A 12,777-nucleotide genomic window follows, 5' to 3' on the forward strand; every position below is an offset into this window, starting at 1 on the left:
CGGAGGCGGTGTCGGGCGCCGGTAACGGTGAAGCGGGCCTCATTCTATGCCTACAGTTTGCGCGCGGCATGCCGTTATCCCTTCGATGTGCCGCCTGAACAGGTAGCGCGCAGCAGCAGTGCGGGCTGCGCCAACGGCGAATACAAGGCCCCCGTGACGCACCATGACCACTACCAGACCCTAGGCGTTGCCCCGACGGCCACGGCGGAAGAGATCCGGCAGGCGTACCGGCGGCTGGCCATGCGCTGGCATCCGGACCGCAATCCGGACGATCCGCAGGCCGCGGAAGAGCGGTTCAAGCGATTGCAGCATGCCTTCGCGGTGCTCAAGGATGCCGGCCGCCGGATGGCCTACGACGCCGAGCGCGCCGCGCCGCGTGGCGGTTCGGGCCACGGCGCCGGCAATGGCGCGGGCAATGGCACCGGCAACGGCCGCGGCGGCCACGGAGCGCGTCCGGCGCGCGAGGCCTGGCCGCACGGCGGCCCGCGGCGCAACGCCCAGGGCAAGGCCGGCGTCGACTATCTATGCGAGACCAGCATCGCGCTGGAAACGGCGGTGCTGGGCGGCATGGCATCGACCCGGGTCAGGATGACGGTCGATTGCCTGCACTGCGATGCGCGCGGCATCCGCATGATGGCCTGCAAGCCGTGCGCCGGCACGGGCCAGGTGCGGCGCGGCCTGTTCAACGCGTATGGCGCCTGCGAGCGCTGCGCAGGGCGCGGCGTCGAGCCGGCTGCCTGCGATGCCTGCGGCGGGACCGGCAAGGTGCGCGTCGACAAGGCGCTGCGCGTGCAGATCAAGCCGGGCGTGATCGACGGCACCGTGCTGCGTGCCCGTGGCATGGGCGGCGCCGGCATCGACGGCGGCCCCAACGGCAATCTGATGTGCAAGGTCCGGGTGCGCAAGGACCGCGTGTTCGGCGTCGATGGGCTGGACCTGACGCGCGAACTGAAGATCGACTTCGTGCTGGCCTGCCTCGGCGGCCGCGTGCCGGTGGTGCGCTTTCGCAAGACCGTGATGGCCGAGATTCCGGCGATGACGCGCAGCGGCACCGTGATCCGCGTGCGGGGCATGGGCCTGCACGACCGCGCCAGGCAAAAGACCGGCGATCTGCTGCTGACGGTCGCCATCGACCTGCCGTCGCGGCTGCGCACGCTGACCGAGTCGCAGCAGACGCTGCTGCGCGAACTCGGCCGCGGCGCGGGCGAATGAACCTTATTGGTTCTTCATCGCCTCCGCCAGCCGCTGGATGATCGCCCCCTCGCTCTTGAAGGCCTTCTGCGCATAGGCGGTGTACTGCTCGGGACCCATGTAGTTGGTCGACATGCCGTACTGCTGCGTCACCGCCAGCAGCTTCGGATCCTTCAGCGCATTGCGGAACGCGGTATCGAGCTTCTTCACGACCTCGGGCTTCATGCCGGCGGGGCCGACGATGCCGAACGGCGAATTGGACCAGACCGGATAGCCGATCTCCTTGAGCGTCGGCGCATCGGGGAAGTCCGGCGCGCGCTTTTCCGACAGCACCGCCAGCACCCGCAACTGGCCGTTCTTCACATAGGGCAGCAGCGTGTTGGTCAGCATCGCCACGTCGCACTGGCCGCCCAGCAGCGAGGTGATGGCCTCGGCGTCGCCCTTGTACGGGACATGCGTCCAGTTCGATTGCGTGATGCGCGCCAGTTCCGAGATCGTCAGATGCTGGCTGCCGTAGATGCCGGTGGTGCCGTAGCTGATGCCGCGGCTCGACGCCTTGGCCTCGGCCACCAGCTCCTGCATGGTCTTCCACTTGGCATCGGTGCGCACCGCGACCGCGAAGTTGTAGTCCGCGATCATCGAGATATAGGTCAGGTCCTTCAGCGGGTCGTAGCGCATCTTCTGCACGTGCGGCAAGCGGAAGATCACCACCGGCGCCATCGTCAGCGTATAGCCGTCGGGCTCGCTGGTGGCCATCTGCGTCGCGCCCAGCGTGCCGCTGACCCCGGGCTTGTTCTCGACGATGATCGACTGGCCCAGCTCGCGCCCGGCCGCATCGGCCAGCGCGCGGCCGATCTGGTCGGTGATGCCGCCCGCGCCGTAGGGCACGATCAGCTTGATGGGACGACTGGGAAAGTCCTCGGCGTGCAGGCGTCCGACCGGCATCCCGGCCACGCCCGCCGCCCATGCCGCGCCGGCGAGGCGCAGGATTTGGCGTCGTTGCATGTTGTCTCCTTTGTATGGTGTCGATGCGACGGTGTCGATACGACGGCCAGGCTGTCCCGCCCGGCTCGCACGGCTCGGCCGTGGCGGGACAGTATGCAACGCGTTGCGGTCTGGTGGTGTGACAGGGCGGGTTTGTCCCTAGCGCTGCAAGCGACGCATGAGAGCGTAGCGAGGTGAATCGCCTGTGTGGGCGCCTATACAAAAAACATATCGTCCAAGCCATTATTAGTATTGGACGCAAATCGCTGCTTCCTCGAACATTCCAGCATCCGGCGGGCTCGGTCCCGGCCGCATATCGAGAAGTGGGAAGAGGAGACAAGCATGCCGACCAGCGCCGTCCGTCAGGACGTTTCATCGCAACCCGCCGCCGCGGCGACGCCGTCCGTACATCCGGTGCCGGACCAGCATGGCGCCAATCTGTTTGCCAGCGATCCCGACCTGCGCGCGCTGCTGCCGCTGTATCTGCCGGCCGACTTGTACCAGCACCTGTTGCCGCATCTGGACCGGATGGGCGCGCTGGCGGGGGGCGTGCTGGATGCGCTGGCCAATACCGCCGATCACCATCCGCCGACGCTGACGTATCGCACGCGCACCGGCATCGATGCGCAGCGCATCGACAAGCATCCGGCCTATGTCGAGCTCGAACGCGTGGCCTTTGCCGAGTTCGGCCTGGCGGCGGTATCGCATCGCGGCGGCGTGCTGGGCTGGCCGCAGCCGATGCCGGCGGCCGCCAAGTACGCGCTGACCTATCTGTTCGTGCAGGCGGAGTTCGGCCTGTGCTGCCCGCTGTCGATGACCGATTCGCTGACGCGCACGCTGCGCAAGTTCGGCGATCCGGCGCTGGTCGAGCGCTTCCTGCCGAACCTGACCACGCAGGTGTTCGAGGACCTGTACCAGGGCGCGATGTTCATGACCGAGCAGGGCGCGGGCTCCGATGTGGCGGCCACGGCCACGCGCGCGATCCCCGATCCCCAGGCGCAGGGCGGCTGGCGCCTGACCGGCGACAAGTGGTTCTGCTCGAATCCCGACGCCGAGCTGGCGATGGTGCTGGCGCGTCCGGATGGTGCGCCCGACGGCATCAAGGGCGTGTCGCTGTTCCTGCTGCCGCGCCGGCTGGCCGATGGCAGCCCGAACCACTATCGCATCATCCGCCTGAAGGACAAGCTGGGCACGCGCTCGATGGCGAGCGGCGAGATCCGCCTCGAAGGCGCGCACGCCTGGCTGGTCGGCGAGCCTGGCCGCGGCTTCGTGCAGATGGCGGACATGATCAACAACTCGCGCCTCTCCAACGGCGTGCGCGCCGCCGGACTGATGCGGCGGGCGTTGTCGGAAGGACTGTTCATCGCGCGGGAGCGCCGTGCGTTCGGCAAGCGGCTGATCGACATGCCGCTGATGCGCCGCCAGTTGCTGAAGCTGGCGCTGCCGACCGAGCAGGCCCGCACGATGGTGTTCCAGACCGCCGAGGCGCTGCGCCGGGCCGACGCCGGCGAGGCCGACGCCTATCCGCTGATGCGCATCCTGACGCCGCTGATCAAGTTCCGCGCGTGCCGCGATGCGCGCAAGGTCACCGGCGACGCCATGGAGATTCGCGGCGGCTGCGGCTACATCGAGGAATGGAGCGATCCGCGGCTGGTGCGCGACGCCCACCTCGGCTCGATCTGGGAAGGCACCAGCAATATCGTCGCGCTCGACGTACTGCGCGCGATCCGGCGCGAGGGCGCCCTGCCGGTGCTGCGGGCCCATCTGCAATCTCTGCTGGTGCAGACGCCGATGCACGCCAACGCGCGCGCGGCGTTCGACCGCGCACTGGAACGCGCCTGTACGCTGGCGGCCGACGCCGCGCAGGCCGATGCGGCCGGCGATGTGCTGGCCCGGCAGGCCGCGTCCGCGCTGTATCACGTGACCAGCGCGGTAGCGATGGCGTGGGAAGCGGGCCGTATCGGCTCGGTCCGCCGCATGCGTCTGGCGCAGCTGGTGCTGATCCACCGCGTGCTGCCGCGCGATCCGCTGGCGGGCGGCGCCGAGCCGGACTGGCTGGCCGACACCGTGGCGCCGGCGGCCGAAGGCGCGGTGCAGCCGGCCGGGGCGGTCGATCAGGTCGATCTGTTCTGAAGATCTACTGGCGACCCGACCAGCCGGTCCGCCGGCCCGGGGGCCCTGCGGCCCGCAGACGCGCAGACGCGCGGACGCGCACACCGGCAGACCCGCGACCCCGCAGATCCATAGACCCACAGGCTCACAGGCTCACCCGTCGCGAGGCGTAATGCCTCGCAGCGAATCCCCAACCAACAACGATCCGAACAAGCGCCCGGGACGATGAATCCCGACGGCGCATGGCCCGACAAGGAGACATGACATGACCCCATGGCAACGCATCGCGGCGCTCGCCGCCGCTTCCACGCTGACGCTGTGCGCCGGCATCGCGCCGGCCTTCGCGCAGAAGGACTATCCGTCCAAGCCGATCATGATGGTGGTGACCTACCCGCCGGGCGGCCCGACCGACGCGATGGCGCGCACGCTCGCCGCCTCGCTGAAGAACACGCTGGGCCAGCCGGTGGTAGTCGAGAACCGCGCCGGCGCCGGTGGCAATATCGGCGCGGAGGCCGTCGCGCGCGCCGAGCCCGATGGCTACACGCTGATGTTCGGCACCTCGGCGCCGCTGGCGATCAACGTCAGTCTCTATCGCAAGATCAACTACGACCCGGTCAAGAGCTTCACGCCGGTGATCCAGATCGGCCATCTGCCCAATGTGCTGGTGGTCAATCCGTCGGTGCCGGCGAAGAACGTCACCGAGCTGATCGCCTATGCCAAGGCCAATCCCGGCAAGCTGACCTATGCCTCGTCCGGCAATGGCGCGTCGTCGCACCTGGCCGGCGTGCTGTTCAACAACCTGGCGGGCACCGACTTCCAGCACATTCCGTACAAGGGCACCGGCCCGGCGCTGAACGATCTGCTGGGCGGCCAGGTCAGCATGACCTTTACCGACGTGCTGACCGCGCTCCCCTTCATCAAGAGCGGCAAGCTGCGCGCGCTCGGCGTGACCACCCGCGAGCGCTCGCAGGCGCTGCCCGATGTGCCGACGGTCGCCGAGCAGGGCGTCGCCGGCTTCGACGTGTCGGTGTTCTTCGGCGTGGTGGCGCCGGCCGGTACGCCCAAGGAAGTCATCGGCAAGCTCAACGCGGCCTTTGCCGACGCGCTGAAGCAGCCGGAGGTCCGCAAGACGCTGCAGGGGCAAGGGCTCGAGTTCGCGCCCTCGACCAAGCCCGAGCAACTGGGCGGCTTCATCAAGGCCGAGGTCGGCAAGTGGCGCGCGGTGGTGCAGAAGTCCGGCGCGCAGCTGGACTGAGCCGGATCGACCTGGATTGATGACAGCGCCCACGATGGCGCCGACGATGGCAACGAGCAAGGGAATCCGATGACGCAAGCAAGCACCGGCGCGCTCGCCGGTATCCGGGTGGTCGACCTGTCGCGCATCCTGGGCGGCCCGTACTGCGGGCAGATCCTGGGCGACCACGGCGCCGATGTGCTGAAGATCGAGCCGCCACAGGGCGATGACACGCGGACGTGGGGGCCGCCGTTCAAGGACGGCGTGGCGTCCTACTACTTCGGCCTGAACCGGAACAAGCGCGTGATGCGGCTCGATCTGGCGGCGCCGGCCGAGCGCGAGGTATTGCTTGCGCTGCTGGCCGACGCCGACGTGCTGATCGAGAACTTCAAGACCGGCACCATGGAGAAATGGGGCCTGGGCTACGAGGCCCTGTCGCAACGCTTCCCGCGCCTGGTGCACTGCCGCGTGTCGGGCTTCGGCGCCGACGGACCGCTCGGCGGCCTGCCGGGCTACGATGCCGCGATCCAGGCGATGGCGGGCATCATGAGCATCAACGGCGAGGCGGACGGCGAGGCGCTGCGCGTCGGCCTGCCGGTGGTCGACATGGTGACCGGCCTGAACGCCGCGCTCGGCGTGCTGCTTGCCCTGCAGGAGCGCGAGCGCAGCGGCCGCGGCCAGTTCGTCGAGGCCGCGCTGTATGACTCCGGCCTGTCGCTGCTGCATCCGCATGCGGCCAACTGGTTCATGAGCGGCAAGGCGCCGCAGCGCACGGGCAACGCCCATCCGAACATCTATCCGTACGACACGGTGGCCACCGCCACCGATCCCATCTTTCTCGCGGTCGGCAACGACCGGCAGTTCCGCATCCTGTGCGAGCACCTCGGCGTGGCCGCGCTGGCCGACGATGAACGCTATGCGACCGCCGGGGCGCGCTCGGTCAATCGGTCCGCGCTGAAGGCCGAACTGGAGACCCTACTCGGCGCGCTTGACGGCAAGACCCTGGCCGACGCGCTGGTGCAGGCCGGCGTGCCGTGCGCCCCGGTGCTGTCGGTGCCGGATGCCCTGCAGCATCCCCATACGGCGCATCGCGAGATGGTGGTGGAGATGGAGGGCGGCTATCGCGGACTGGGCGCGCCGGTGAAGCTGTCGCGCACGCCGGCGACCTATCGCTTCGCGCCGCTGGCCGAGGGCGACCGCTTCCTGCCTCGGGAGGAGGAGGGCTAGCGGGAGGGTTTGCTGGAGGGCTGGCCTGCTGTCCACTTTGGACATTGCGGTTCTTGCACTATGGTAACGAGACGCATTCCGAGCAAAAGGCTGCGCCATCCGGCGCGGACCCGACCGCCGGTGCCAATCGATTCCCAAGGAGACCACCATGTCCTATGTCGACGGATTTGTCATTGCCGTGCCCACCGCCAACCGCGAAGCCTACCGCGAAATGGCGCAGAAGGCGGCGCAGGTGTTCAAGGAGTACGGCGCCCTCAGGGTGTTCGAATGCTGGGGCGACGATGTGCCCGAGGGCAAGGTCACGTCGTTCACCATGGCGGTCCAGCGCAAGGACGACGAGTCCGTGGTGTTCTCGTGGATCGAATGGCCGTCGCGCGAGAAGCGGGACGAGGGCATGAAGGCGTCGATGGCCGATCCGCGGCTGGCGAACGACATGAAGAACATGCCCTTCGATGCGCAGCGGATGATCTACGGCGGCTTCGAGACGATCGTCCAGGCCTGAGCGCCGGGCCGCCTTGCCGGCCCGGGCGTAGCGTCGGAATGGCTTGCGATGGGACGGACCGCGGCTAGAATCGCGGTTCGCGACGCCCCCTGTCGCTGTCCCGCCTACCGACCGCTACCCGATGCCTACGAAGAAATCCGACACCAGCACGCGCGCGACCAGCGAGCAAGCCCTTCAACTGCTGGATGCGGCCACCGAGCATGTGCTCAACCACGGCCTGGGCGATCTGTCGCTGCGCAGCGTCGCGGAGGCCCTGGGTACCAGCCATCGCATGCTGATCTACTACTTCGGTTCCGCGGACGGATTCTGGCAGGCGCTGCTGCATCGTATCCGGCATGCCGAACAGCAGGCGCGGCAGCAGACGCTGGCCGAAGGCACGGATCCGAAGACGGCGCTGGTCTCCGCCTGGCAGCGATACTCGGCGTCGAACTACCTGCCCATCATGCAACTGGTGTTCGAAATATATGGTCGCGCCATCCGCGACCGCGAACGCTTCAGCGGCTTTCTCGAGGACGTGATCGGCAGCTGGACCGGCATGCTGGCCGAACGCTTCGAGCGCAATCTGGGGATGAGCCGCACCGAGGCCAGGCTGCTCGCCCGCGTCGAAGTCGCCACGATTCGCGGGCTGCTGCTCGATCTGGTGACCACCGGCGACCGCAAGGGCACGACCGCTGCCATCGAGTACTTCGCCGAAATGATGGCACGCCACCGTCGGCCCTGATCCCCTCGCTGCCGCTACGCATCAGCCCCTGATTTCCCCCGGTGATTCGCGTATACCCTCGCTACACCCGGCAATGTACCACATGGTACATTGCGTCTCGATTCGACAGCCGCGGGTGGCGGTCGAAGTGATTCTCGACCGAGATGAATCGACCGGACGGATCGGCCGGGATGGATCGAAGACAAGGTGAGTGCAGCATGAAACGGCGAACATGGATGAGCTGGACTGCGGGCGCAGTGCTGGCGGCGGCGCTGCCGGGTATCGGGCAGGCTGAAACCTACCCCGCCCGGCCGGTACGGCTGGTGGTGCCGCAGGCGGGCGGAACGGGCAACGACGTACTGGCGCGGGCGCTGGCCGAGCGGTTGGGACACGCGTGGAAGCAGGCCGTCGTGGTCGAAAACAAGCCGGGCGCCAACGGCGCGCTGGCCATCAGCTACGTGCTGTCCCAGCCGGCCGACGGCTATACGCTGTTCTTTGCCGGCGTGTCGAATCTGAGCTTCAATCCCCATCTGTATCCGAAGTTGCCCTATCGCCCGTCGAAGGATCTGGTCGGCGTCGCGATGCTGGCGAACTCGCCGTTTGTGTTCGTCGCCGCGCCGTCGCTGGGCGTCAAGACCCTGCAGGAGTTCGTGCAGATGGCCAGGACGCGTCCGGGCGAAATCAGCTTCGCATCGGGCGGCGTCGGCAACTCCACCCATCTCGCGATGGAGCTGGTGGCCGAAAAGGCCGGGATCAAGCTGCAGCACGTCCCCTTCAATGGCCCGGGCGGCGCCACCAGCCTGATGAACGGACAGACCCCGGTGATGATGAACGTGGTGGCGGGCGTGCACGCGAACATCGTCGGACAGAAGCTCGTGCCGCTCGCCGTCACCGGCGACAAGCGTCTTGCGGCGCTGCCCAACGTGCCCACCTTCAAGGAACTGGGCCATGACATCGCGGTGCCGGGCTGGTATGCGATCGTCGCGAAGGCCGGAACGCCGGCCGCGCTGGTGCAGAAGATCAACGCCGACATCAACCAGGCGCTGGACGACCCGCTGTTGAAGGAAAAGCTGGCCTTCCAGTTCCTCGAACCGATCAAGGGGCCCTCGACGGAAGTGGAGCGCTACATGAAGCGCGACTCCGAAGCCTGGGGTCCGATCATCCGCAAACTCGGCATTTCTCTCTGATCAAGCCATGCCTCATCTGACAAAAGCCGTCCACGAATACCGCCTGGCGTCGATGCGCAAGCTGATGGATCGACTGCGCGTCGATGCGCTGGTCTTCGGCACGCCCGACTTCTTCCAGTTCGCGACCAACTTCCAGCTGGACGTATGGCCATGGGAACGGCCGGTCTTCGTGGTCGTTCCGCGCAATGGCGACACCTTCGCGGTGATGAACGAACTGTCGACCAACCATATGCGCTTCGCCACCGAGAAGGGGAAGGTGTGGTTGTCGGATATCACCTATTACGCCGAGCACCCACGCGTTGCCAATCGCCTGCCGCTGGTGCCGCAGCTGCCCGAGGTCGTCGCCGGGCTTCTGGCTGAGAAGGGTCTGGGCATGTCGCGCATCGCCGTCGATGTCGCACATCCGATCCTGACGGCGGCACAGCGCCATCTGCCCGAGCTGACACTGCGGCCGTCCATGGGCGACATGCGTGGCCTGCGTTGGGTCAAGCATCCCGAGGAACTGCAGGTGATGCGCGAGCTCGGGGCGCTGACCGATTGGGTACAGGATCGCTACCGCGAGAACATCCGCGCGGGCCGGCTGGTCCAGGAACTGGACCATGCCATGGCGGCCCTGATGGTCGAGGAAGCCGCTCGCCGTTTCCCCGGCGAGGACTTCGACATTCTCAAATGCTGGACGCTGTCCGGGCCCGCATCCGCTTCGCCCCACGGCGACGGCGCGGCTTGCGGCGCGCGCATCTCGGCGGGCGACACGATCGTCAATCTGGTGCTGCCGCGCCTGAATGGACTCTACGTCGAGAACGAGCGCACGTGGTTCTGCGGCAAGCCGACGGACCAGCAGGCCCGCCTGTACTCGGTGGCCGCGGAAGCTACCGACGCCGCGGTGGCAGCGGCGGTGCTGGGCAAACGCGTGTGCGACATGGATGCCGCGGCGTTGCAGGTGATCGAGCGGGCCGACTGCGCGCAGTACGTCTTCCACCGGACGGGCCATGCCGTCGGCCTGATGCTGCATGAGTATCCGGAAGACATGGCGTTCAATACGCGGCCCCTGCTGGCAGGGGAGGTGTATTCCGCCGAGCCGGGGCTGTATGTCTATGGACTCGGCGGCTTCCGGCTCGACGACACGGTGATCGTCGGTGAGCGGCCCGAGGTCATCGTCAAGACGCCGAAGACGCTGGCTTACGCGACGGTGGAGTAGGCGGGGAGGCAGGGGCGGGCCATTCGCGGCGGCATGCGGATGGGCCCCGCAGCGATCTACTTGCCAAGCAGGCGGTCGAGCTTGGCGTCCATCCGCTCCAGCCGGGTCTCAACCGCCCCGACTCGAACCTCCAGCGCTCCGAGCCGGCCCTCCAGCGCTCCGAGCCGGCCCTCCAGCGCATCGAGCCGGCCGCTCAGCCGCTTGTCCAACTCGACAATCTGAACACTGAGCGGGCCGGTTCCCTTGTCCACCTTGTCCTGAGTGGTGGAGTTCATGTACCCCATTACCGAGAGGATCAGGCCTATCCCGGTGCCCACGGCGGCGAACACTCCCCACGGTGCGACGGTTGCTGCGGCTTGCTTGCGGACCAGATGGACCAGGTCTTCCCGGGACATCGACTCGTCGCGGCGTCGAAAAGGCCTCGAGCGATGAGGATCGATAGGCATTGCATCGTCGCCGGTGGCGTAAGGATCGTGGGCGGTGCTCATGGACATGTTTGGGCAGAGGTGAAAACGGTCGGCATCGATCGTCGGCACAGGCAGTCATCGTAGTGGCCCAACAGCGCACCGACTCGATCGATGCGGCACTATCCCATCCCACCCAATCCCCTGCTTTCGCTTTTCGCCGCCGTCCATCGAAGAGCGTGCACGTGGCGATCGGCGTCCTAGCCCGGAATCATCCCCGTCAACCAATACGCCTGCACCATCGTGATGATGCCGACGATCACCGCGAACAGCAGGCTGTGCTTGACCGTGAAGCGGAACAGCTCCGACTCGCGGCCGACCAGTCCCGTCGCGGCGCACGCCACCGCGATGGACTGCGGCGAGATCATCTTGCCGGTCACGCCGCCCGTGGTGTTGGCGGCGACCAGCAGCGTGTCGGAGACGCCGATCTGATGCGCGGTCGTGCTCTGCAGCGAGCAGAACAGCGCGTTCGACGAGGTATCGGAGCCGGTCAGGAATACGCCGAGCCAGCCGAGGAACGGCGAGAAGAACGGGAAGGCCGCGCCGGTGCCGGCGAGCAGCAGCGCCAGCGTCGACGACATGCCCGAGTAGTTGGCAACGAAGGCGAAGGCGAGCACCAGTCCGATCGACAGGATGGGGCGGCGCAGCTCCAGCAGCGTCTCGCCGAAGGTCGCCACCAGCGCGCGCGGCGACATGCGCAGCAGCACGGCGGAGATCAGCGCGGTCAGCAGGATCGCGGTGCCGACGGCGGACAGCAGGTCGATCTTCAGCACGGCATCGTAGGCCTTGGGCGCGGCGACGATCGGCGCGGTCTTGACGACCAGCTGGTCCAGCCACGGCACCGGGAACTTCAGCACCGTGCCGGCCAGCGCCCCGCCGGAGGCGAACAGCGCCTTGAACGGCTGCAGGCTCCAGACCGTGACGATCGCGGTCAGGATACCGAACGGCGTCCAGGCGCGCACCGTTTGCGCGAGCGTGTAGGGCGAGGCCTTGCGCTGGTTCGTGGCGCCGATCGTCGGCAAGCCGCCCATGTCGCCGAAGCCGCCGAGCGCCGCGGCGCCGCCGTGGCCGGCACGCAGCGATGCGCTGGCGGTGCGCGTCGCGCTGCGCGGCTGCCACACCTTCAGGAAGGCCGACAGCGACACCAGGCTGACGAGCGCCGAGGTGATGTCCGGCAGCTCCGGCCCGATATGGTTGGCGGTGAAGTACTGCGTCACCGCGAAGCTTGCGCCGGTGACCAGCGCGGCGGGCCAGGTCTCGCGCACGCCCTTGACGCCGTCCATCATGAACACCAGCCAGAACGGCACGGCCAGCGACAGCAGCGGCAATTGCCGGCCGGCCATCGCGCCGATATGGAAGGGATCGATGCCGGTGACCTGGCCGGCCACGATGATGGGGATGCCCATCGCGCCGAAGGCCACCGGTGCGGTATTGGCGATCAGGCACAGTCCCGCCGCGTAGAGCGGATTGAAGCCGAGGCCGACCAGCAGCGCGGCGGTGATCGCCACCGGCGCACCGAAGCCCGCCGCGCCCTCGAGGAAGGCGCCGAAGGCGAAGCCGATCAGCAGCACCTGCAGGCGCTGGTCGTCGGTGATCGCCAGCACCGAGGCGCGGATCACGTCGAACTGGCCCGTCTTGACGACAATTTTGTACAGGAACACCGCGGTGACGATGATCCAGGCGATCGGCCACAGGCCGTACAGGAAGCCGTAGCCCGCGGCGGCGAGCGCCTGCGGCACCGGCATGCCGTAGCCGGCGATGGCCACGGCCAGCGCGAGCGCCAGCGTGATCGCCGCGGCCACATGGCCCTTCATGCGCAGCAGCGCCAGCGCGACGAAGAAGAACAGGATGGGAATGGCGGCCGCCAGCGAGGACAGCCACAGGCTGCCGAGCGGCATATAGACCTGTTGCCAGGTTTGCATATCGGTCTCCTCCGAGGGATGCGAGTCTAGAAAGGAAAAAATCGTGGCCGGCGAAG

General features: G+C 67.7%; 11 protein-coding genes. 8 read left to right on the top strand and 3 right to left on the bottom strand.

Annotation, left to right across the window (positions count from 1 at the left end; all coding sequences use genetic code 11):
* Positions 1 to 153: 153 nt before the first annotated feature.
* Complete coding sequence (locus tag KZ686_RS20505; RefSeq protein WP_265633517.1) at positions 154 to 1,212, top strand: J domain-containing protein; 1,059 nt, start codon at positions 154 to 156, stop codon at positions 1,210 to 1,212.
* Between the two features lie 3 nt (positions 1,213 to 1,215).
* Here KZ686_RS20505 and KZ686_RS20510 read toward each other — a convergent pair whose 3' ends face one another.
* The gene (locus tag KZ686_RS20510) at positions 1,216 to 2,196 is read right to left on the bottom strand and encodes a tripartite tricarboxylate transporter substrate binding protein (RefSeq protein ID WP_265633518.1); all 981 of its coding nucleotides are present in this window, start codon (positions 2,194 to 2,196) and stop codon (positions 1,216 to 1,218) included.
* 321 nt (positions 2,197 to 2,517) lie between these two features.
* On the opposite strand from KZ686_RS20510, the gene KZ686_RS20515 reads away from it, so the two are divergent.
* The 7 genes from KZ686_RS20515 to KZ686_RS20545 all read left to right on the top strand — a co-directional run bounded on the left by KZ686_RS20515 (position 2,518) and on the right by KZ686_RS20545 (position 10,335).
* Positions 2,518 to 4,308, top strand: coding sequence for an acyl-CoA dehydrogenase family protein (locus KZ686_RS20515; RefSeq protein ID WP_265633519.1), 1,791 nt, complete (start codon positions 2,518 to 2,520; stop codon positions 4,306 to 4,308).
* A gap of 244 nt (positions 4,309 to 4,552) precedes the next feature.
* Entirely contained in the window at positions 4,553 to 5,542 is a 990-nt protein-coding gene (locus KZ686_RS20520; RefSeq protein ID WP_150084812.1) for a Bug family tripartite tricarboxylate transporter substrate binding protein, read from the top strand.
* A 69-nt stretch (positions 5,543 to 5,611) separates the two neighbouring features.
* On the top strand, positions 5,612 to 6,748 hold the full coding sequence (locus tag KZ686_RS20525; protein ID WP_265633520.1) for a CaiB/BaiF CoA transferase family protein: 1,137 nt from the start codon (positions 5,612 to 5,614) through the stop codon (positions 6,746 to 6,748).
* Positions 6,749 to 6,896: 148 nt separating this feature from the next.
* Complete coding sequence (locus tag KZ686_RS20530) at positions 6,897 to 7,250, top strand: DUF1428 domain-containing protein (RefSeq protein ID WP_265633521.1); 354 nt, start codon at positions 6,897 to 6,899, stop codon at positions 7,248 to 7,250.
* A gap of 121 nt (positions 7,251 to 7,371) precedes the next feature.
* Positions 7,372 to 7,971: a TetR/AcrR family transcriptional regulator gene (locus KZ686_RS20535; RefSeq protein WP_265633522.1), complete on the top strand. Its 600-nt coding sequence runs from the start codon at positions 7,372 to 7,374 to the stop codon at positions 7,969 to 7,971.
* A gap of 197 nt (positions 7,972 to 8,168) precedes the next feature.
* On the top strand, positions 8,169 to 9,137 hold the full coding sequence (locus tag KZ686_RS20540; protein WP_265633523.1) for a Bug family tripartite tricarboxylate transporter substrate binding protein: 969 nt from the start codon (positions 8,169 to 8,171) through the stop codon (positions 9,135 to 9,137).
* Between the two features lie 7 nt (positions 9,138 to 9,144).
* The gene (locus KZ686_RS20545) at positions 9,145 to 10,335 is read left to right on the top strand and encodes a M24 family metallopeptidase (RefSeq protein ID WP_150084813.1); all 1,191 of its coding nucleotides are present in this window, start codon (positions 9,145 to 9,147) and stop codon (positions 10,333 to 10,335) included.
* A 56-nt stretch (positions 10,336 to 10,391) separates the two neighbouring features.
* On the opposite strand, the gene KZ686_RS20550 is transcribed toward KZ686_RS20545, so the two are convergent.
* Together KZ686_RS20550 and KZ686_RS20555 are read right to left on the bottom strand one after the other, a co-directional pair.
* Positions 10,392 to 10,871 carry a hypothetical protein gene (locus KZ686_RS20550; RefSeq protein WP_150084814.1) on the bottom strand — a complete coding sequence of 160 codons (480 nt, stop codon included), beginning with the start codon at positions 10,869 to 10,871 and terminating at the stop codon, positions 10,392 to 10,394.
* A gap of 128 nt (positions 10,872 to 10,999) precedes the next feature.
* On the bottom strand, positions 11,000 to 12,721 hold the full coding sequence (locus tag KZ686_RS20555; RefSeq protein WP_265633524.1) for a lactate permease LctP family transporter: 1,722 nt from the start codon (positions 12,719 to 12,721) through the stop codon (positions 11,000 to 11,002).
* Positions 12,722 to 12,777: the final 56 nt, after the last annotated feature.

The sequence above is a fragment of the Cupriavidus cauae genome, assembly GCF_026210475.1.
Lineage (GTDB): Bacteria > Pseudomonadota > Gammaproteobacteria > Burkholderiales > Burkholderiaceae > Cupriavidus > Cupriavidus cauae.